General features: G+C 50.7%; 18 protein-coding genes and 1 tRNA gene. 11 read left to right on the forward strand and 8 right to left on the reverse strand.

From position 1 onward, the window contains the following. Positions 1-8: 8 nt before the first annotated feature. Positions 9-1,256 carry a DUF459 domain-containing protein gene (locus tag BKD14_RS14435; RefSeq protein ID WP_139316440.1) on the forward strand — a complete coding sequence of 416 codons (1,248 nt, stop codon included), beginning with the start codon at positions 9-11 and terminating at the stop codon, positions 1,254-1,256. A 130-nt stretch (positions 1,257-1,386) separates the two neighbouring features. On the opposite strand, the gene BKD14_RS14440 is transcribed toward BKD14_RS14435, so the two are convergent. Together BKD14_RS14440 and gltB are read right to left on the reverse strand one after the other, a co-directional pair. Continuing rightward, positions 1,387-2,856: a glutamate synthase subunit beta gene (locus BKD14_RS14440; RefSeq protein ID WP_075656974.1), complete on the reverse strand. Its 1,470-nt coding sequence runs from the start codon at positions 2,854-2,856 to the stop codon at positions 1,387-1,389. 31 nt (positions 2,857-2,887) lie between these two features. After that, positions 2,888-7,633 carry a glutamate synthase large subunit gene (gene gltB, locus BKD14_RS14445; protein WP_348625532.1) on the reverse strand — a complete coding sequence of 1,582 codons (4,746 nt, stop codon included), beginning with the start codon at positions 7,631-7,633 and terminating at the stop codon, positions 2,888-2,890. A 665-nt stretch (positions 7,634-8,298) separates the two neighbouring features. Between gltB and BKD14_RS14450 the strand changes: the two genes are divergently transcribed. Further along, positions 8,299-9,351 carry a low specificity L-threonine aldolase gene (locus BKD14_RS14450; RefSeq protein WP_075656976.1) on the forward strand — a complete coding sequence of 351 codons (1,053 nt, stop codon included), beginning with the start codon at positions 8,299-8,301 and terminating at the stop codon, positions 9,349-9,351. Positions 9,352-9,404: 53 nt separating this feature from the next. Here BKD14_RS14450 and BKD14_RS14455 read toward each other — a convergent pair whose 3' ends face one another. Next, entirely contained in the window at positions 9,405-9,896 is a 492-nt protein-coding gene (locus tag BKD14_RS14455; protein ID WP_022709694.1) for an Hsp20 family protein, read from the reverse strand. Between the two features lie 251 nt (positions 9,897-10,147). Between BKD14_RS14455 and BKD14_RS14460 the strand changes: the two genes are divergently transcribed. Beyond that, positions 10,148-11,137: an alpha/beta hydrolase gene (locus BKD14_RS14460; protein ID WP_075656977.1), complete on the forward strand. Its 990-nt coding sequence runs from the start codon at positions 10,148-10,150 to the stop codon at positions 11,135-11,137. A 10-nt stretch (positions 11,138-11,147) separates the two neighbouring features. Here the strand turns inward: BKD14_RS14460 and hisN are convergent, their stop codons facing one another. Both hisN and BKD14_RS14470 read right to left on the reverse strand, forming a co-directional pair. Continuing rightward, on the reverse strand, positions 11,148-11,933 hold the full coding sequence (gene hisN, locus BKD14_RS14465; RefSeq protein ID WP_075656978.1) for a histidinol-phosphatase: 786 nt from the start codon (positions 11,931-11,933) through the stop codon (positions 11,148-11,150). A gap of 312 nt (positions 11,934-12,245) precedes the next feature. Continuing rightward, the gene (locus BKD14_RS14470) at positions 12,246-13,154 is read right to left on the reverse strand and encodes an N-formylglutamate amidohydrolase (RefSeq protein WP_075656979.1); all 909 of its coding nucleotides are present in this window, start codon (positions 13,152-13,154) and stop codon (positions 12,246-12,248) included. A 428-nt stretch (positions 13,155-13,582) separates the two neighbouring features. Between BKD14_RS14470 and BKD14_RS14475 the strand changes: the two genes are divergently transcribed. After that, positions 13,583-13,945: a response regulator gene (locus tag BKD14_RS14475; protein WP_022709690.1), complete on the forward strand. Its 363-nt coding sequence runs from the start codon at positions 13,583-13,585 to the stop codon at positions 13,943-13,945. Between the two features lie 118 nt (positions 13,946-14,063). After that, positions 14,064-14,138 (forward strand) — tRNA-Val (locus BKD14_RS14480). Between the two features lie 130 nt (positions 14,139-14,268). Here the strand turns inward: BKD14_RS14480 and BKD14_RS14485 are convergent. Continuing rightward, positions 14,269-15,159 carry a LysR substrate-binding domain-containing protein gene (locus BKD14_RS14485; protein ID WP_075656980.1) on the reverse strand — a complete coding sequence of 297 codons (891 nt, stop codon included), beginning with the start codon at positions 15,157-15,159 and terminating at the stop codon, positions 14,269-14,271. Between the two features lie 151 nt (positions 15,160-15,310). Here BKD14_RS14485 and BKD14_RS14490 point away from each other — a divergent pair, with 151 nt between their 5' ends. From BKD14_RS14490 to BKD14_RS14515, 6 genes are all read left to right on the forward strand, one after another. Then, positions 15,311-16,144, forward strand: a complete 834-nt coding sequence (locus tag BKD14_RS14490) for a transporter substrate-binding domain-containing protein (RefSeq protein ID WP_075656981.1) — start codon at positions 15,311-15,313, stop codon at positions 16,142-16,144. Between the two features lie 86 nt (positions 16,145-16,230). Then, positions 16,231-16,956 (forward strand): amino acid ABC transporter permease, encoded by a 726-nt coding sequence (locus BKD14_RS14495; RefSeq protein ID WP_083647174.1) that lies wholly within the window; start codon positions 16,231-16,233, stop codon positions 16,954-16,956. Next, positions 16,953-17,753, forward strand: coding sequence for an ABC transporter permease subunit (locus BKD14_RS14500; RefSeq protein ID WP_075656982.1), 801 nt, complete (start codon positions 16,953-16,955; stop codon positions 17,751-17,753). Before BKD14_RS14495 ends, BKD14_RS14500 begins: the two co-directional genes overlap by 4 nt. Before the next feature lies 1 nt (position 17,754). After that, on the forward strand, positions 17,755-18,504 hold the full coding sequence (locus BKD14_RS14505; protein ID WP_075656983.1) for an amino acid ABC transporter ATP-binding protein: 750 nt from the start codon (positions 17,755-17,757) through the stop codon (positions 18,502-18,504). Between the two features lie 20 nt (positions 18,505-18,524). After that, complete coding sequence (locus tag BKD14_RS14510) at positions 18,525-19,547, forward strand: C-terminal binding protein (RefSeq protein ID WP_075656984.1); 1,023 nt, start codon at positions 18,525-18,527, stop codon at positions 19,545-19,547. A 28-nt stretch (positions 19,548-19,575) separates the two neighbouring features. After that, positions 19,576-20,235: a dimethylmenaquinone methyltransferase gene (locus BKD14_RS14515; RefSeq protein WP_022709683.1), complete on the forward strand. Its 660-nt coding sequence runs from the start codon at positions 19,576-19,578 to the stop codon at positions 20,233-20,235. Positions 20,236-20,382: 147 nt separating this feature from the next. Here BKD14_RS14515 and BKD14_RS14520 read toward each other — a convergent pair whose 3' ends face one another. Together BKD14_RS14520 and BKD14_RS14525 are read right to left on the reverse strand one after the other, a co-directional pair. Next, positions 20,383-21,315 (reverse strand): LysR family transcriptional regulator, encoded by a 933-nt coding sequence (locus BKD14_RS14520; RefSeq protein WP_075656985.1) that lies wholly within the window; start codon positions 21,313-21,315, stop codon positions 20,383-20,385. 132 nt (positions 21,316-21,447) lie between these two features. Next, positions 21,448-22,113 carry an RraA family protein gene (locus BKD14_RS14525; RefSeq protein WP_075656986.1) on the reverse strand — a complete coding sequence of 222 codons (666 nt, stop codon included), beginning with the start codon at positions 22,111-22,113 and terminating at the stop codon, positions 21,448-21,450. Between the last annotated feature and the right edge of the window lie 7 nt (positions 22,114-22,120).

Genomic DNA, 22,120 nt, shown 5'->3' on the forward strand with positions numbered 1-22,120 from the left:
AACCCGTTATGAAAGATCAAACAGTCACACAGAACAAGATCAGAGCGGGCTTGCTCAGCCTGCAATCCTTAACTGTGGCTTTCGGCCTGACCGCATTGCTGGCAACTCCCGCCACTGCACAGACACAAATGGCAGAGCCGGACAGTGCCCCTGCTCTCATTGCCCAGCAATATCCGCAGCAACAAAAACGCCGTACATTGCTGGATATATTATTCGGAAATCCCGCACAGCCCAGACAGCAGGAAGTCACCCGTCCTCCGGTTCAGCAGCCGCAGCGGCGCTCGGCACCGGTGAAGAAAAAGCCCGTTGTCACCAAGCCTAAACCAGCCATTATTACACCGCCGCAACCGGAAGCCGTCGCAAAGAATCCCGATGCGCGGAAGATTATGGTTATTGGTGATTTTATCGCCGGTGGTCTTGCAGAAGGGCTGACAGAGACCTTTTCCCAAACCGCAGATTTGCAGGTTATCAACCGGACCAATGGCTCATCAGGCTTTGTTCGTCAGGATTATTATAACTGGAGCAAAGAACTTCCGGCCATTTTGACTGAGCAGAAACCTGCCGTCGTCGTTATGATGATCGGGGCGAATGACCGCCAGCCACTCACGCAGAAAAGCGTCAGTGTTGCAGCCGATACGGATGAGTGGAAGAAACTGTATCAGTCGCGGGTTGATGAATTTCTGCAGGTCACAGCGAAATCCGGTGTGCCTGTTGTCTGGATCGGCCAGCCGCCCTATCAATCTTCTTCACTGTCTCAGACCATGTTGTCGCTGAACAAGATTTATAAGACTGCGGCAGAACAAGCCGTCACAACGGAAGATACAACACCTCAGGTTGTTTTCGCCGATGTATGGGACGGTTTTGTCGATGATAAAGGCAGCTTTACTCAGACCGGTGTTGATGTGAACGGTCAGACGGTACGCCTGCGCGGCAATGACGGAATTAATATGACCGCAGCCGGCAAGCGAAAACTGGCTTTCTATGCGGAAAAACCATTGCGTCAATTGCTGAAACTCTCATCACCGGATGCTCCTGTTTCACCTGACAGTAAAAGCAATGAACCTATGGCTTTGCCGGTGCAGAAAGAAATCACCCGTATCGGGCCAATGAAACTCAATGATCTGGATCAGTCCGGTGATGATACATTGCTGGGTGATACAACAGTGATCAGCAAAACCGCTGCTGCAGCGAACAAGCCTGCTATGAAAGCAGCTCCGCATGGCCGTGCGGATGATTTCAGCTGGCCACGCCCTTAAAAAAAGCCTCAAGAGCGGCTCCGGTTAAGATTAAATAGCTGGAGCCGCTCTATCTTTTAGTTTACGCATTATCCTACGCAAAACCGCTTCACACTTTTGCTGGAAATGCTTTAGCGAGGCCTTTCTTCATTCACGCAGGCAACAGACTTGCGCCCATCAATTGCAGATCAATAGCTCTTGCAGCCTGCCGCCCTTCACGGATTGCCCAGACGACCAGTGACTGACCGCGACGCACATCACCCGCTGCAAAGAGTTTTGGTATAGATGTGTGATAATCCGTCTCATTGGCCATCACGCTCTCACCGCCACGGGCATCTTTTTTCAGCTTCAGTCTGTCACCGAGTTCCGGCAACACGCCTTGCTTGGCAGGGCCGCTGAAACCAAGGGCAATGAATGCCAGATCAGCCTGCAAAATGAATTCAGAACCGGCAATTGGCTTGCGCCGTTCATCCACTGCACTGCAAAGCACATGGGTCAGTTGACCGTCTTCGCCGCCAAAGCCAAGTGTTGCCACCTGAAACTCACGCATAGCGCCTTCCGCCTGACTGGACGAAATACGGATCTTTGTCGCCCAATAAGGCCACACGCCGAGCTTATCTTCCCGTGCCGGTGGTTCAGGACGAATATCCAGCTGCGTGACCTGCACTGCGCCCTGCCGGAACGCCGTACCCACACAGTCAGAAGCCGTATCGCCACCGCCGACAACCACAACCCGTTTGCCTGCTGCCGAAATACTGTCTTCCAATGCCCAAGCACGCGACTGTTCATCTTCCCCTGCAACGCGGCGGTTCTGCTGCACCAGATAAGGCATGGCATCATAAACGCCGTTTAAATCAGAACCGGGCAAAGCCGGATCGCGTGGTGTTTCCGCCCCGCCGCAATAGAGCACGGCATCATAATCTTTGAGCAATTGCTTGACCGCAATATCCTTGCCGATTTCCACACCGCAATGGAAAGTCACGCCCTCGCCTTCCATCTGGGCGATACGACGGTCAATCAACTGCTTTTCCATTTTGAAGTCAGGAATACCATAGCGCAGCAAACCACCCGCACGGCTTTCCCGCTCATAAACATCCACACCGTGACCAGCCCGTGCGAGCTGTTGTGCAGCGGCCAGACCTGCAGGACCCGAGCCAATAATCGCGACACGTTTTCCGGTCTTAACAGCCGCGATTTGCGGTTGTATCAGACCCAGTTCGAAAGCCTTGTCAGCCAGTGCCTGCTCAACGGTTTTGATCGCCACCGGCATATCTTCCAGATTAAGCGTGCAGGATTCCTCGCACGGTGCAGGGCAAATCCGCCCTGTAAATTCCGGAAAATTATTGGTGGAATGGAGATTGGCAATCGCCTCTTCCCACTGCCCCGCATAGACCAGATCATTCCAGTCCGGAATCTGGTTATTCACCGGACAACCGCTGTCACCGCTTTTATCGCCATGGCAGAACGGCACACCGCAATCCATGCAGCGTGCTGCCTGTTTCTGCACTTCCGGTTCACTCATCGGCAGAGTGAATTCACGAAAATGCCTGATGCGATCCGATGCCGGCTGATATTGCGCAACCTGCCGGTCGATCTCCAGAAAACCTGTAACTTTACCCATTTTAAAAACCTGTTCTTTTCTGAAGTGCGGATTATTCTGCGGCAACCGGATTGCGCAGAAGTTCCATCTCTTCCAAAGCACGGCGATATTCGACCGGCATGACTTTGACGAATTTCGGACGATACTGTTCCCAGTTATCAAGGATCATCCGTGCCTGTTGCGACCCCGTATAATGATGATGATTGGCCAGCAACTGTGCCAGACGTTCCTCATCGTGACGGGTCATATTGCCGGAAACATCCACGCGGCCTTTATGCATCAGATCACCGCCGTGATGATGCAGCTTTTCGAGAATGTCGTCCTCTTCAGGCACCGGCTCCAGTTCGACCATTGCCATATTGCAACGCTGGGCAAAATCACCGGCTTCATCCAGCACATAGGCCACGCCGCCGGACATACCAGCCGCGAAATTGCGACCTGTTTCGCCGATCACAACCACCACACCGCCGGTCATATATTCGCAGCCGTGGTCGCCCACGCCTTCAACAACCGCAACGGCACCGGAATTACGCACAGCGAAACGCTCGCCCGCCTGTCCGCGAATATAACATTCGCCTTCAATCGCGCCGTAGAGCACAGTATTGCCCGCAATAATCGCCTCATCGGCCTTGAGCCGGCTGTCTTCACTCGGACGGATAATAATCCGCCCGCCGCTTAGGCCCTTGCCGATATAGTCATTGCCTTCGCCATGGAGTTCAAAACTGATGCCATGTGCCAGAAAGGCTGCGAAAGACTGCCCCGCAGTACCGTTGAAACGCACCTGAATCGTATCTTCCGGCAGACCTTTGTGGCGGTAACGGCTGACCAGCGCACCGGACAACATCGCCCCTGCCGAGCGATCCGTGTTTTTAATGCTGCGGGTAATCGTAACCTTCTCACGATTTTCCAGTGCCGGTGCGGCAGCTGCAATCAAATCACGATCCAGCACATCATCAATCGGATGCTGCTGCAATTGTGTATGGCGCAGCTGTGCCTCATCGCCAGCAATTGCCGCATAAGGGCGATAGAAAATACGGCTGAAATCCAGACCCTGTGCCTTCCAGTGATTAATCGCTGCCTGTTTTTCCAACAGGTCAGATCGACCGATAATTTGCTCCAGTCTGGTAAAGCCAAGCTCGGCCAGCAGCACGCGCACCTCTTCGGCCAGATAGAAGAAGAAGTTGATCACATGCTCCGGTGTGCCTTTGAAACGCTGACGCAGCACAGGATCTTGGGTCGCCACACCAACCGGACAAGTATTGAGATGGCATTTGCGCATCATGATACAACCGGCAGCAATCAGCGGCGCGGTGGAGAAACCGAATTCATCCGCACCCAGCAAAGCACCGATAATCACATCACGACCGGTACGCAAACCACCATCGACCTGCAATGCAATGCGCGAGCGCAAACCATTGAGAACCAATGTCTGATGCGTTTCCGCCAGTCCTGTTTCCCAAGGGGAACCGGCATGTTTCAGCGAAGTCAGCGGCGATGCACCGGTACCGCCGTCATAACCGGAAACGGTGATATGATCGGCACGTGCCTTGGCAACACCGGCAGCAACCGTACCGACGCCGACTTCCGACACCAGCTTGACCGAAATATCGGCTTGCGGATTGACATTTTTCAGGTCGAAAATCAGCTGTGCCAGATCTTCAATGGAATAGATATCATGATGCGGCGGCGGTGAGATCAAGCCGACACGCGGGGTGGAATGACGTGTCTTGGCAATTGTCGCATCCACTTTATGCCCCGGCAACTGACCGCCTTCACCGGGCTTGGCACCCTGCGCCACCTTGATCTGGATCATATCAGCATTGACCAGATATTCCGTGGTCACACCAAAACGTCCCGATGCCACCTGTTTGATCGCCGAGCGCTGCGGGTTTGGTGAACCGTCACGCAGCGGGTAGAGACGATCCGGCTCTTCACCACCCTCACCGGTATTCGACTTGGCACCCATCCGGTTCATGGCAACGGCCAGTGTTGTATGTGCTTCACGCGAGATCGAACCGAAGGACATGGCACCGGTTGAAAAGCGCTTCACGATTTCAGCCGCAGGCTCAACTTCAGCCAGATCAACCGGCCTCTTTCCGCGTTCACCCGCGCGTTTTAAGTGAAACAGGCTGCGGATGGTTTTGGCTGCCGCAGAACGGCTATTGAGCATTTCGGAATATTCCGCAAAGCTCTTCGGATTGTCATTGCGCACAGCATGTTGCAGCTTGGCCACCGCATCCGGCGACCACATATGCGCCTCACCGCGGATACGGTAAGCATATTCACCACCCGCAGGCAGCGCGCCGGTACCGCCGATTTCTTTCACAAAGGCTGTGTTGTGCCGCAACACAGTTTCCTGTGCCACTTCATTTAAGCCCACACCTTCAATCATCGAAGCTGTGCCGAAGAAATACCGGTCAACAAAATCCTGTTTTAAGCCGATGGCATCAAAAATCTGCGCACCACAATAGGACTGATAGGTGGAGATGCCCATTTTTGACATCACCTTCAGCATGCCTTTGCCGATCGACTTGATATAACGGCTGACAATCTCACTGCTATCCACCTCCGGTGGAAAATCGCCACGCTGATGCATGTCGGTCAGCGTATCAAAAGCGAGATACGGATTGATCGCCTCGGCACCATAACCGGCCAGGCAGCAGAAATGATGGACTTCGCGCGGCTCACCGCTCTCGACCACCAGCCCCACAGATGTACGCAGCCCCTTGCGGATCAGATGATGGTGTACGGCAGCCGTTGCCAGCAAAGCCGGAATAGCGATACGATCTGCTCCGACCTGCCGGTCAGACAGAATGATGATATTATAGCCGCCATGCACCGCCGCTTCCGCACGGTCGCACAGACGTGCCAATGTGCCATCCATACCCGCCGCGCCTTCATTCACCGGATAGGTAATATCCAATGTTTTGGTATCAAAACGGTCTTCCGAATGGCCAATGGAGCGGATTTTTTCCAGATCAGCATTGGTCAGGATTGGCTGGCGCACTTCCATACGCTTGCGCCGTGATGTGCCGACCAGATCAAACAGGTTTGGCCGCGGCCCGATGAAAGATACGAGGCTCATCACCAGTTCTTCTCGGATCGGATCAATCGGCGGATTGGTGACCTGCGCAAAATTCTGCTTGAAATAGGTATAAAGCAGTTTGGCTTTGTCCGAGAGCGCGGAAATCGGCGTATCCGTACCCATCGAACCAACCGCTTCCTGCCCCGTTGTCGCCATCGGTGCCATCAGCAGTTTGGTGTCTTCCTGTGTGTAACCAAAGCTGCGCTGACGCTCGATCAGACTGACATCACGGCGCAGAGCGCGTGGCTCCACCGGTGCCAGATCTTCCAGCACCAGCTGCGTGTTTTTCAACCATTGGCGATAAGGGTGAGCGCTGGCGATCTGGGATTTCAGCTCGTCATCACTGACAATGCGCCCCTCTTCCAGATCAATCAGCAGCATACGCCCCGGTTGCAATCGCCATTTTTTGACAATCCGACTTTCATCCACCGGCAGCACACCCGCTTCCGATGCCAGAATGATCCGGTCATCATCCGTCACGAGATAACGCGCAGGGCGCAGACCGTTACGATCCAGCGTCGCGCCAATCTGGCGGCCGTCGGTGAAAGCAACGGCGGCAGGGCCATCCCAAGGTTCCATCAAGGCGGCATGATATTCGTAAAATGCCTTACGCTCATCCGCCATCAGCTTGTTATTGCCCCAGGCTTCAGGGATCAGCATCATCATCGCATGACTCAGGCGATAACCGCCCTGCACCAGAAATTCGAGTGCATTGTCAAAACAAGCCGTGTCCGACTGGCCTTCATAGGAGATCGGCCAGAGCTTGGAAATATCATTGCCGAACAGCTCGCTATCAACCGAAGCCTGACGCGCAGCCATCCAGTTCACATTGCCGCGCAGCGTGTTGATCTCGCCATTATGGGCAACCATACGATACGGATGCGCCAGTTTCCACGACGGGAAAGTATTGGTTGAAAAGCGCTGATGCACCAGTGCAATCGCACTCTCAAAACGCGGATCGGCCAAGTCTTTGTAATAGGCACCGACCTGATAGGCCAGAAACATGCCTTTATAAACAACGGTACGGGCAGACATGGAGACAATATAGAAACCGTTGTCACGGCCTTCTGTCTCGTGGAAAATCCGGTTAGAAATCACCTTACGCAGCACGAACAAACGGCGCTCGAAATCATCATCACTGGCAATATTCGGATTGCGGCCGATAAAGACCTGACGATGCACCGGCTCGGTTGCGGCAATATCTGCGGCTTTGGACAGTGAACTATTATCCACCGGCACGGTGCGGAAACCGAGCAATGTCTGGCCTTCTGCGGCGATCACTTCCGTAATCACCCGCTCCAGATGCGCACGCAGCTTCACATCCTGCGGCATGAAAATCTGGCCGACAGCATAATGTCCGGCATCCGGCAGATGAATACCGGCTTTTGCCATTTCTTGTGCAAAAAACTGGTGCGGAATCTGCACCAGAATACCGGCACCATCGCCCATCAGCGGGTCGGCACCCACGGCACCGCGATGCGTGAGATTTTCAAGCATCTGCAAGCCGTCCAGCACAATCTGGTGCGACGGCACATTTTTCATCTGCGCAATAAAGCCGACACCACAGGCATCATGCTCATGTCGCGGATCATAGAGCCCTTGTTTCTTGGGCATAGTTCGGGATGTTTTGGCGGTTTTAGTCGATGTTGTGGTTTTGCCGCCTTTTTCTGTATGCGTATGAGCCTGAAATGCCCCAACAGAATGCGACTTGATCAACATCGAAACCTCCTTAGACCCGGTACAGGGCCATGTGCCGGCTCAGGCGTGCGGCACCAACCCGTCCTCCAGACGGGATAAAGACCGGAGCTGAAACAGCAGAATTGTTAAATGAGTTTGTGAAAATGCCTGTCCGTGCAGCGCACCAAAGGAAGCAGACAGCATAATACATCAGATTAATCATTGACCGGCCTCCCTAGTTGCTAAGCACGCTATGGCGTGCGCATGAACGGAATGCTCTCACCGGTTATCGCAACGGCTGTTTTGATTGCCATCGCGGAAAACAGATGAAATCATAGCATGAATTGCAGCAAAATTCGCCGGATTTTCCTTAGACCGAACCCTGCTCAATAGGTCAGCATTGCTGCCCTATCATTTTATTGCAGAATATTTTTTGCTCTACAAGCACGAAATATTCAATTTTAAATCGATTTTTTGTAATTTTATTGCGCAATCAATTTCATCATATGAAAAAACAAGGATTTAGCTGGCAGCACCAGACGCAAATCAGAAAAACTGCGTCAATGTGACCACACCGAAACTTGATATCAGGTTTCATTCGTGTGTCAGAAAAAACCAGCTATAAACACGCATCACATTAAACTGCCCCCTCTAAACGATTTGCAGTTTAGTTCTTAGTCCTGACGCATACGGAGCTCTTGATGTTCTTCGCTTCCGATAACTGGGCCGGTGCCCATCCTGATATTAATGCCAATATTACTGCTCATGCCGGTGGTTTTGCTGCTTCCTATGGTGCCAGCGAAATCGACAAAAAGGTCGAGCAGCGCTTCAACGAATTATTCGAGCGTGAAGTTGCGGTTTATTTTGTCGGCACAGGTACAGCCGCCAATTCTCTGGCGCTGGCCAGCGTTAACCGTCCGGGCGGTGTATCGCTTTGCCATCGTGAAGCCCATGTGATCGAAGATGAATGCGGCGCACCGGAATATTTCACCGGCGGCGCCCGCCTGCATCCGGTAGACGGCGCTCTGGGCAAAATGGATCCGGCAAATCTGCGCAAGGAGCTGAAACGCTTCAACCCTGCCTTCATCCATGCCGGTCAGCCAATGGCTGTGACCATTACGCAAGCTACCGAAATCGGCACGCTATATTCGCTTGATGAAATTGCCACGATTTCGGCGATCTGCCGTGAGCATGATCTGCCGCTGCATCTTGATGGCGCACGCTTTGCCAATGCTCTGGTGACGCTGGATGTTACACCGGCAGAAATGACCTGGAAACAGGGCGTGGATATTGTTTCTTTCGGCGGCACCAAAAACGGTTGCTGGTGTGCGGAAGCTCTGGTGTTCATGAACCCGCAACAGGCGAAAGACCTGCCTTTCATCCGCAAACGCGCAGCACAGTTATTCTCCAAAACCCGTTTCATTGCTGCACAGTTTGATGCTTATCTCAAAGATGATCTGTGGCTCAATCTTGCCCGTCATTCCAATGCCATGACAACCAGAATGGCAGATGCCATCAAAACTTCCGACAAAGTGAAGCTGGCATGGCAGCCGCAGGCCAATGAGATTTTCGCCATTCTGAAAAAGTCAGACAGTGAAAAACTACTGGCACAGGGCGCAGTATTCCATGACTGGAACCCGCCACACAGCGCTGATCCTATTGCTGAGGACGAAACTTTCATTCGTCTTGTTACCAGCTTCGCCACTACGGAAGCCGAGACAGATAAATTCGTCAGCCTGATCAAAGCTCTTTAAACAAAAAAGGGCAGGAAATTTCCTGCCCTTTCTTCATTCAGTCTATAAGCAATTTAGTTGCTGCTGATCGCCTTTGCATCAACGGTTTTAGCATCGATGCTTTGCGAAGTATCACCCGAAACACTCGTCACATTAATCTTGCGTGGCTTCAGTTCTTCCGGAATCTCACGCTTGAGATCAATATGCAGAAGGCCGTTTTTCAGGCTCGCACCGGCGACCTCAACATGGTCAGCCAGATGGAAGCGACGTTCAAACGCACGCGATGCAATCCCGCGATAGAGGAATTCTTTTTCACTGTCCGCTTCATCGGCAATCTTGGTGCCTTTGATGGTCAGCTGATTGCGGTGCGCTTCAATTTCAATCTCATTCTGATCGAAACCGGCCACAGCCATGGTAATACGGTAGGAGCTTTCACCGGTGCGCTCGATATTATAAGGCGGATAAGCCTGCGCACTTTCCGGCTGGCCGAGACTGTCCAGCATCGTGAACAAACGGTCGAAACCAACGGTTGAACGGTAAAGCGGAGAAAAATCAAAATGACGCATAAAATGCCCTCCTTCAGAGCGACGTTGCGTTAAAAGACTGTCTGAAAAACTCCCGTTATCGGCGAGCCTTTCTCGTTTGCGCAGCCCCTTATCAGGCGGCTACACCAATGATCTGGTATTACAGAAAACATATTTCAAGGGGGCAATTCCGGCATTTACAATTTGTCTTCCGCCCGCCATGATCCCGCTATATGCAGACCATATAAGAAGCATCGAAGCTTCACCGGCACGCAATGACAAGAGTAGCAGTAATGACAAATCCGTATTTTGAGACAGAAAATAACAAGGTCCCCACAGGATTGCAGGCAGGCTATTTTCAGTCAGCCGACGGGTTTGAGCTGCGCTATGCTTTTTGCCCCTATGCGGAAGATACACCGCGCAACGGCACTGTCATTTTGCTCCATGGGCGCAATGAAGCCTTTGAAAAATATTATGAAACGATCAGTGATCTGAACCGGCGCGGTTTTTGTGTTGCGACAATGGACTGGCGTGGTCAGGGCGGTTCTTTTCGCATTCTCAAAGATGCCGCGCGTGGCTATGTCCGAAAATTTTCCGATTACCGCAGTGATTTCGAGATTTTTCTCAAAACCATCATCATGCCGGACTGCCCGCCGCCCTATTATATTCTGGCACATTCAACCGGCGCATTAATCGCCTTGCAATCGCATGAAATGCTGCAATCGCGTATCCGCCGCATGGTGCTGGTTTCCCCTTTTCTCGGGCTGGCGCGCAGCATCTTTTCAGACCGTCAGCTTAGGCCGCTTGCCACATTGCTGGCATCATCCGGTTTTGGCAGCCGCTATGCTGGTAAAGTCCCTTTGCAACTGCCGCCGGAGAGTTTTGACGGCAACCCGCTTACGCATGATCAAACCCGCTATCTGCGCAATGCCGCAATCACCCGCGACCACCCGCAACTGGGTATCGCAGGGCCGACAATCCGCTGGCTGGCGCAAACACTCAATGCCATTCACAGTATCAACAATCAGCAATTTTACGAGAATTTTGCGATCCCAACGCTGTTTATCGTTCCCGGTGCCGACCGTGTTGTCGATGGCAAGGCAGCAATGCGTCTTGCTGAAAAACTACGCAGTGCCTCTCTGATTACCATTGACGGTGCGCGACATGAATTATTGCAGGAAAGCGATTTCTATCGGGAGCAGGTCTGGGCAGCGTTTGATGCATTTATACCAGGATCAAACGCGCCGGAACAAAATACTGAACCGGCGCTGATTGAAGCATAGGTCGCTATAGTCAGGCGTTCAGTAGTTTCAGAGCCTGTTCATGTAGAGCTGCTGAAGAAGCAGCAACAATATAGCCCCCCTTCTCCGCAGGTCCGCCGTCGGCCTGCGTAATAACACCGCCTGCCTGTTCAATCACCGGAATTAAGCCCATAACATCATAGGGCTGCAAACCGCTTTCAATCACCAGATCGGCAAAACCGGAAGCCAGCATTGCATAGGCATAGCAATCCACACCATAACGGGACAAACGCACCTGTGCTTCCAAACGATCAAACGCTTCACGCTGTCCGTCTTTGAACAAAGCGGGTGACGTTGTGAAAACCGTTGCTTCCGACAAATCTGTGGTCTGGCGGGTTTTCAGCTGCACATGCCCGCCATTGCCTGCATATTCCGGCCCGCTCCAGAACGCACCATCGCCCAGCGCATAAAACATCTCATTGGTGAACGGCTGAGACATCATGCCGATACGGGCATCGCCATCAACCATCAGGCCGACCAACGTACCCCAAACAGGCAGTCCGGAAATAAAAGCACGGGTGCCGTCAATCGGATCAATTACCCAGATATGGCTGCTGTCGAGATTTTCGCCGCCAAACTCTTCGCCCAGAATTCCGTGATCGGGAAAATGCTGATTGATCACTTTGCGAATGGCTTTTTCAGCTTCGCGATCCGCTTCGGTTACCGGATCAAAACCGACAGTATATTTATTATCGATTGCGATTTTTTGCCGGAATCGCGGCAGGGTTTGTTCGGACGCTGCCTGTGCAACCTCTTTTAAAAACGACGAATTCACCACGAAAATTCACTCCATTTCACAGCAGGATTTTAGCATTTCGACGAAATTTCGGCGATATCTCTCATCAAAATGCTTGAGCTATAGCTTTTAGCCAAAGTATTTTGATGAAATATATCAATAAGTTAATTTGATTGTAACTTCAGAAAATTCAGAATTTTCATAAAAATGTCTGATTTTTCCGAATTCCGAATTGACCGTAACTCACCGGCAAAATAAAATAGTTAACGGACAATATGTCTGTTTTCGCCCGCAAGGGCGTTTCCTCCCTAGATTTTGGACCGCACTTTTGTGCGGTCTTTTTTTATGCGCGTTTCATTCTGCGGCCTGCGGTTTCTGTAAAAATACATAATCCGGCAAGGCCGTCAGATCTGCCATAAATTGCGTCAGATCACGGCAAAGCCCCGTAAATGACGGCAGGCACTCAAGGCTGTTTTCGTCGACATAGAGTGCGCGGTTCACTTCAATCTGCAAAGCATGGAAATCACGATGCGGGCGTCCGTAATGTTCGGTAATATAACCGCCGGCATAAGGCTTATTATGCGCAACATTATAGCCCATATTTTGCAGCAGCTCGATTGCCGCCCATGACAGGGCATCAGAACAGGACCGTCCGAAACGGTCACCGATAATGAAATCCGGCCGCCCTGCAATCCCGTTCTGACCCGCATTATCAGCCATATCCATTCCGCTCGGCATCGAGTGGCAATCCACCAGAACAGCATAGCCAAATTGTGCCCGCGTATCGCTCAGCAACTGTCCGAGCACATGATGATATGGCTTGTAGATGGTTTCGATCCGGTCGAGCGCCTCACATAATGGCAGTCTGGATTTATAAATATCCTGACCTTCGCCAACGATTTTAGCGATTGTGCCTAAACCGCCTGCAACCCGTGTCGACCTGATATTCGCATAAGACGGCACAGGCTCGTTAAACATTTTCGGGTCGAGCTCATAGGGCTCACGGTTCACATCCAGATAGGCACGCGGGAAATGCGCACGCAGCAAAGGCGCGCCCAGCGGCACGGCCATGGCGAATAACTCATCCACATAGCAGTCTTCCGACTGACGGATATCATGGGGGCTGAGACGGGATTGCTGCAAAAATGCCGGCGGATAATAATTGCCGCTATGCGGCGAATTAAAAACGAACGGGATGCGCTGTTGCGCCGGAGCACAGACTTCAAAAGGAGTGATTGTCTGAAAATCCCGTTGCAGGCTCATTCTTCACTTTCATATACTGCAAAGGCATATGCCCGGATTATTTGGCCGGATAGCCGGTTCATTTCTCAAGCCTAACTGATAATCCGGAAAAGCAAAGCCGGAATTGTCATATTTTGCCAGAAAATACCGGCAGCAGGCATTCAGTTTATTATTTAAGAACAATTTCACACCATGACACATGACATTTTCTTGAACTGCCCTATATGGTATTTTTAACGTCGTTCTTGCCTGTCAAAATGCATAGGCAATAAAACGCTTTTGCCCTGCCGGTCGCAGTGACGGGGCAGATTAATGGGAATGATTCATCCGATATTTACCAAAGCAGCGTCTTATAGGATCAGATTGAATCGCTTTTCTTGCCATTTTGTCACCGCAATATCATGCTGGGGACACGCAGATAAAAAGCGTACAGACATTCGGACGGACCAATGAAAAGAATTCTGCTTGCTGAAGATGATAATGATATGCGCCGTTTTCTGGTGAAAGCACTGGAAAAAGCCGGTTATCATGTCACCCATTTCGACAATGGAGCCAGCGCCTATGAGCGTCTGCGCGAAGAGCCTTTCTCTTTGCTGCTGACGGATATTGTTATGCCTGAAATGGACGGAATTGAACTGGCACGTCGTGCAACCGAAATTGATCCTGACCTCAAAGTCATGTTCATCACCGGTTTTGCTGCTGTTGCCCTCAATCCTGATTCAAACGCACCGCGTGAAGCCAAGGTATTGTCCAAGCCGTTTCACCTGCGTGATCTCGTGAATGAGATCGAGAAAATGTTGCTGGCAGCCTGATTTCAGGTATCGGGATAAGCCTGTTGAAAAACAACAGGTAAAACAAAGTTTTTTCTCTTTATTCTTCAAAAGGGCATTGACGCGCGCGAGCCAATATGGTGTATGCGCGTCATCGGATGGGCGTATAGCTCAGCGGGAGAGCACTACATTGACATTGTAGGGGTCACAGGTTCAATCCCTGTTACGCCCACCATCCGAATTCATTGATTTTACTTTTGTATTTCATGCCTCAAGCTAAACTACAATTGCACTCATTTTTCCAACAAGTTACAGATTAGGGGCATTTACTGCACCTTTCCATAGCAGCTGTAAGATGCACTTTTTCATAGAGTTGAAGCAGACAAGCTGTCACTCATAAACTGGATAAAATTATCAAGCACACTGGATTGAACCTGCATACGCGGACGTATCAACCAGATATTAAACTTAATCTCAGGTTCAAATTTTTTGACAACCAGCTCTCCATCCCGATAACCGGCTGCACTTATCGGGTCAACCACAGATACGCCCGCCCCTAACGCCACAAATGAACAGGCGGTTTCTGATTGACCTGTCTCAATCTGCATTTTGCGCGGTATCTGTAAATCATCAAAAATTTTATCAATCAGCATACGTGACTGATCCTGTGGTCCCAAAGATACAAAAGGCTGACCGGCAAGATCCTGTGCTTTGATGCTTTGTTTTTCTGATAATGGGTGCCCGACCGGCAGAATGCATACTGCTTTTAATGTCTGCAGCGGTATGCTTTCAATTTCATCCCTGTCCCCCGGAATAAAACTGATCCCGAAATCCAGCTGATGGCTTGCAACAGCATCAATCAAACTGCGTGAGCGCATGCTCTGCAAATGAAAAACTATATTGGGTCTTTCAGCAGCATAATCTGCAACAATTTCAGGCAGGACACGGCGAGCGATTGCCGGAAAGGCACCCAATGTAAGCGCTCCCCATTTCTGTTCTCTCAGAGCAGTAGCAACGCGCGAAACACGGTTCACGCCGGCAAACATTGCCTCAACCTCTACCAACAGCGCTTCCGCCTCTCTGGTCGGGTGCAAACGCTTTCCTTTGCGTTCAAAAAGGGAAAAACCGCAATAAAACTCCAGCTGATTGATCAGCTGACTGACTGCCGGCTGAGAAATACAAAGTAATTCTGCGGCCCTGCTGACACTCCCCATCGACATAACCGCTTTAAACGCCTCAAGCTGCCTGATATACACCGCCCCTCCTTATTAGATTTCCTTATAATTATCTTAGAAAATAGTATTATTAATTATATGATATTGTCGATAGGCTTTGAAGAAAGCATTTCGTGGTCATCCGATTTTGTGATGCCAATAATGAAAATGCACATACCAAAAGGGGATTTTCATGCGTGCTAACTTACTTGCCAAACTTTCATTGACAACCGTTCTTTCCGGACTGGCATTGTGCATGGCAGCTCAAGCGGATCAGCTCGATGACGTAAAAGCCAGAGGGAAGTTAATCGTCGGCATTAAGAACGATTATGTACCTTTCGGATTTTTAACCAAAGAGGATGAGTTGAAAGGTTTTGAAATCGACCTGGCGAAATATGTCGCCGGAAAGATTGTCGGTTCTGAAACAGAAATTGAACTTGTGCCGGTGGTGGCTTCCAACCGTATCGAGCTTTTAAATGCCGGTCGTATTGACCTGATTTTGGCAACGCTCGGCGTTAATAAAGAGCGCGCAAAAGTTATCGATTTTACCGAAGAATATTACAATATGGCGGGCATTGTACTGCTTACCCCCAAAGAAAGCACAATCGCCAAATGGGAAGATGTGCGCGGGCAGAAACTCTGCGGCATGCAAGGCAATCTTTACAATCGTACCCTGACCGGAACTTACGGCGCACAAACTGTTCTACTCACCGGTACCGCGGACATGTTCAAGGCATTTCAGAACGGCCGCTGCAGCGCCGTTGCCTTTGATGGTCCTATCCTCCAGCAAAAATTGTCAGATCCTGAATGGGGCGCAAAGTACAAAATCGCGCTGGATACATTTGATTACATTCCGATTGCGGGCGGCGTACGTAAAAACGAACCGCGCTTTCTGGAAGAGGTCAACAAAGCCATTCTCTCTGCAGAAGCAGCAGGCCTGCTCGTTAAAGCAGAAGAAACCTACGATATGGGTTCCAGCGAATACGTGATCAAACGCGCAGCAGACGCCAAAGCTGCCGGTCATTGATCTGCACTGAGAACAAAACCGGTTATCACTCGCGAACATATCTGTGTAGCCAAACTGATAACCGGTAAATTCATCGGAAATAATTCATGATATTCGGTCTCGATTTTGAATGGCTGGCAGATCCGCTCTATCAGAGCTGGTTGTTTGAGGGCTTGAAAACCACGCTCGCAATCACTGCTCTGGGCACTATATTAATGCTGATTATCGGCATTGCCGGAGCAGCGATCACTCATTTTAATGTCCCTGTTGCCCGATCTCTGACCATTATCATGATCGACTTGTTCAGAAACACGCCGCCTCTGGTGCAGTTGTTTTTTCTGTATTTCATGCTGTCTGATTTAGGCATGACCTATACAGATGCAACGACAGGAGAACGGGTGCCTCTCTTATCCGGTTTTGCCTGTGTGGTCATTTCACTGGCTTTGTATAATGGATCAATTGCTATTGAGATTATACGCTCAGGCATCAATTCCGTACCACGTCAGACAGTCGAGGGCGGGCGGAGCATGGGCTATAGCCGATTGCAGATTTTTCGCTGGATTGAACTGCCGATCGCACTGCGCATGACCATTCCCAATATGACCAGCAATGTTGTGAGCCTGATCAAGACATCTGCGCAGGCAGCGCTCGTTGCTGTAACTGATATTATGTTTTTTTCCACTCAGATTGCATTGGAAACCTTTCTCAACCTCGAAGTGATGATCGTGCTGTGGCTGATCTATCTGACCATAACCACTGCGGTCGTTCTGCTCGCCAAACAAATCGCAAAAGTCTTTGCAATTCCGGGGTTTGGTGCAGGAGAAGTACAATGAACAGAGACGCAATCTCCGCTATTCTTGGTTTTTTCGGGGTTATCATCACGCTGCTGGCTATTCTGTTTATAAGTTACGGACAGGCAAGCGGTGCTGCTATCGGCGTTCTTATCGACCGCTCATCACAGCTACTCACCGGTAGTGCTGGTTTCACCGGTTTTGGCGGCGGCTTCTCCGCAAATGTGATTATCAGCATTTTTTCGATGATGATCGCTCTCGTGGCAGGGTTTTTCCTTGGCGGCGCGATGGTGTCGCCTAACCGGCTGGTCAGAACCACTGCCATATTGATCATGAATCTGCTGCGCTCCTCACCGTGGCTGGTCGTGCTCTATGCGATGCTTTATCTGCTGCCATTTCGCATGACGTTTTTCGGCGCCAGCATCTTTGTGTCACCATTTCTCAAGGCTGTCATAGGTTTGTCCCTGCCCGTTACCGCCTATGTTGCGGAAGGTTTCCGGAACGGAATCCGTGCAGTGCCGGATGGTCAGTGGGAATCTGCCCGTGCTCTCGGCTATCGCCGCGGTCAGATTTTACGCTCCATTATTCTGCCTCAGGCACTGCCAATGATGCTGCCCAACCTGATGACCACCTATGCAATGCTGTTTATCGGCACGAGCCTTGTGGTTGTTACCGGCACATCAGATGTCCTCTCCATTGGCAAAACAGTCATTGCCAGTGACGGCGATGAATATGCGACGGCAATCTATCTCTACATTCTCCTGCTATTTTTTCTCTTCGCCTATCCGTTGGCGACCTGGACGCGTGCTCTTGAGCGCCGCCTGATTAAAGGCAAATGACATGACCACATCCTCCACACCAATCATCAAAGTCGCTGACATCTATAAAAACTATGGTTCTGTTGCGGTGCTGAAGGGCATTTCAATGGATATTCAGAAGGGTGATGTTGCCTGCATCATCGGCCCTTCTGGTTCAGGAAAATCCACACTTTTGCGTTGCCTGAACGGCCTTGTCCCAGTTAACCACGGCAGCATTCGTGTCGGCAATTTTCAGGTTGAGAAACTGCGCTCTGAAAAAGAGCTGGTGCCGTTGCGCCATCAGGTTTCAATGGTGTTTCAGCAATATAACCTGTTTCCGCATAAGACCGTTCTGCAGAATATTATGATGGCACCCATACAAGTGCTGAAACACAATGCGCAGGAGGTGCGGGAGCGCGCGGTCAGGCTTCTCGCCAAAGTTCAACTGTCAGGCAAAGAAAATGCGTATCCGGGAGAATTGTCCGGCGGCCAACAGCAGCGTGTAGCCATTGCGCGGGCACTGGCGATGCAGCCGGAAATTATCCTGTTCGATGAAGTAACGGCCGCTCTTGATCCGGAAATGGTGCAGGAAGTCCTCAATGTCATCCGCGATCTGGCAGCTGAAGGAATGACCTGTGTGCTTGTTACCCACGAAATGCGTTTTGCGCAGGAAGTGGCCGATCAGGTGTTTTTCACCGATGGCGGCATCATGGTCGAGCGTGGCGAACCGTCAACATTCTTCAGCCAGCCGCGTGACCCGCGCCTCAAATCTTTCCTGTCCAAAGTTCTCTGATTAATTCTCGGGAGGAATTTATGCAGACTTACAAAATTCTGGTGCCGGATGCGCATCTGCGCGATTTGGCAATTGAAAGTGCCGTTTCCGGCGACCGGTTTGAGTATCTGATTTATGATGAGACTGATCCTTCTGCTATTCCGGAACGGCATTGGCGGGAATGCGACGGCATTCTGGTCTGGCACCGTATGCGCATTGCCCCGCAAACAGTTGCCCTGCTGGACAATTGCAAGCTTATTGTCCGCGTTGGCGTAGGCTTTGACAATGTGGATGTCGATGCGTGCCGGAAAGCCGGCATTGCCGTATCAAATGTTCCGAATTACGGCACAACAGAAGTGGCAGATCATGCCATTGCCATGCTGCTTTATCTGACACGCGGTCTCGGCACCTATGAGAAACGCCTTAAAGCTGATCCCGTCAAAGGATTTGTCGCAGAAGGCGCCCCTGTTGTACGGCGGCTGCGCGGGTTGACATTCGGAGCTATCGGCCTCGGCCGCATCGGCACTGCAATCGCACGTCGTGCTGCGGCCTTTGACATGAAAATTGCCTACTACGATCCCTATCTGCCTGAAGGGCATGAACTGGGTATCGGCTTTGAGCGCAAGCAAACGCTGGAAGAACTGGTATCGACATCTGACATTGTCAGTCTGCATGTACCATTATCTGCTGAAACCCGTTCCATGATCAATGACACCCTGCTGGCACAATTCCGAGACAATGCTGTTTTCATCAATATTGCGCGCGGCGGTCTGGTGGATATTGATGCGCTTTATCGTGCTTTGCAGAGCGGACGCCTAGCCGCTGCCGGACTCGATGTTCTGCCGGTTGAACCACCGTCCCCTTCTCCCGCCTTGCTTGAAGCATGGCGCAATGATGAAGCGTGGATTGCAGGACGGTTCATTGTATCGCCTCATGCGGCTTTTTATTCTGAAGCCGGCTATGTCGACATGCGCACATTCTCAGCTGAAATTATGCTGGATTTTCTTCTGCGCAACAAAGTCCGCAACAACGTCAATCCCGGTTGGGAACAATACAACCACTGACATACAGTGTGCCGAGGAGTGTGCCACAATGGCATTTCAAAAAGTAAACGCCCCGTTTCAAAAACTGTCTAGTGCTGCTCTTGATGCATGGCGCACCATCCCGCCTGCAGTCGCTTCCGACTGCCTGAACCGGACGCAGGCAATGAGCGCTGCGATCAAACCCGTCTCAACGGGCATCACACTCTGCGGTCAGGCGCGAACCGTTACTGCTATGGCGGGAGATTGCGGCAGTATCTGTGAACTGATTGGCGTAGCAGAGGCCGGTGAAGTCATTGTGGTTGATGCCGGTGGCGTAGAAGACACTGCGGTATGGGGCGGGATCATGACGGCAGAAGCAGCCCACCGGAAACTTGGCGGTGCAGTCGTTTTCGGCGCTATCCGCGATGTTGAAGAAGTTCGGCAACTGCAATTCAACATGTTCTGTAAAGCGATTGTCCCCCGTGGTCCGCATCATGGCTTTGGCGGCATCATTGACGGTGCTATTTCAATGGCCGGCGCCGTTGTTCACCCCGGAGATATTGTGCTTGGCAATGATGACGGCGTGGTGATTGTCCCCTTGGAACGAGCGGAAGAAATACTCGCGGCCGCACAAGAGCACATCGAAAAAGAAAAAGCTTGGCTCGACGGCATACGAAGCGGACAAACGATCCAGCAAATGTTCAAGATGCAAACTTCTGCATCAAGGTAACAATATTATTTTCAAAAATATGTAATATCAATAATTTTTGGAACTGACATTAAATATTCACATGTATTATCCATGTCAGTTCCAACAAAAATATTACTATTTTATATATACTTATAATTAGAAATAAAAATAAGAAATATATTGTAACTATGGTAAAATTTCTTGATAAGCAAGATTATCACTGTACTGATTACATAAGTTGCGACCTGCTTCGCGGGCAATTGTTGCAACCAGCGTAATTAATCGCGTTGCCGATGCCTCCAGATACATCGCACTATAATTTGTGGCCGGAAACATTGTATTTGTATTGAGAACTTTCAGCTCCCCCTGCCGCAGTTCTTTTTGGATAACAACCGGCGGAAGAACCGAAATACCAACACCCGCAGAGATCATATTGATGGTTGTAGTCAGAGAATTGGAATAATGCACCGTTGCATCTTTAATACGATCTTCTGAAAAATAATTGATGATTTGCTGATGATTATGTGCCCCTCGTTCATAGGAAATAATCGGATAGTTCAGCAAATCTTCACGTGAGAACAAATCTTCAGGACTAATAAGAACATCAGGTGTCCGGCTGATCCAAAACATGCCGAATGTGCAGATGTTAACACTGCGCAGTGTTGCCGCTGTGTCGGGACGTATTGCAAACACAATATCCAACTCACGTTGCTCAAGTTGTTGTGTCAGGACTTTGGAGGAATCTGTGGTAATTGAAATTCTGATTTTAGGATAACGCTGACGTAAAATATCTAAAACATCAGGCAAAATTGTCATTGCCAGGCTCGGAACAATACCGAGTTTAAGCTGTCCTTCGACACTGTTTTTGGGGCTAACGCTTTCAACAAGGTTGTGATAGCGCAGCACAATATCCCGTGCACCTTCAACAAACACCTCCCCTTCGGCTGTCAGGCTGACGTCACGGGCATCACGCTCAAATAAACGGAAGCCGAGTTCTTGCTCGATTGCACCAATGCGATTGGAAATTGCAGCCGGTGTCATGTTCATGCGCGCCGCAGTGATCCGGAAATTGCGCAATTCCGAAAGCCAGATCACCGTCTCAAGAAACCGGATATTCATCGATATGCAGTCTCCCCTCCGCATATTATGTGACTGAATTCTTATGTCTTATTTTTTAATATGATCCTACTGAGAAATAACCGGAGCGACCGACTATGAAACTGAATGGCCGCGCCGCTCCGGTTCAGATTTTTATACCGCCATACGCGCTTTGACTTTGTCGGAAGCGCCTGAAACTTCGCCGAGTTTCAGGCCGGTTTTGACGGAAGCCTCACGCTCTTTGCCGCGTTCCTGAATAGCCAGCGCTTTGGTTGCAACTTCGTTGACTTCGCCATGCGGCAGCACAAGCACACCGCTTTCATCAGCAAGAATGGCATCACCCGGATTGACGACCACGCCACCACAGGAAACCGGAATATTGATCCCGCCGCCCAGATCGTAAAGACGGGTGGTGATTGGCGAAATACCGCGTGCCCACATCGGGAAGTCGGAATCCTCAATCTCGGTCAGATCTGTGCACGGCCCGTCGACAATACCAGCCACCGCACCTGCAGCTTTAGCGGCAATGGTCACTCCCCCACCCCAGCAGGCATAGCGGTCATCTCCCATACGGTCGACCACCAGCACATCGCCCGGCCGCAGCATACCGGTGATATGATGCAAAAGCGTTGAATCCGGCCCCGGAATGGCAATGGTTACGGCAGTGCCAACAATCCGGCGCTTTGGCAGCAGCGGCTGAATGGAATGGTTCATAAAACCAAAGAAACGCCAGTGACCGACAGTTGCCGTTTCCACACCGGACAGCAAATCCAGATCAGCCTTAGCCACCTGTTCAGGCATCGCATTAATAACATACATGATGGGA

The organism is Pseudochrobactrum sp. B5 (assembly GCF_001939785.1).
Classification (GTDB): domain Bacteria; phylum Pseudomonadota; class Alphaproteobacteria; order Rhizobiales; family Rhizobiaceae; genus Pseudochrobactrum; species Pseudochrobactrum saccharolyticum.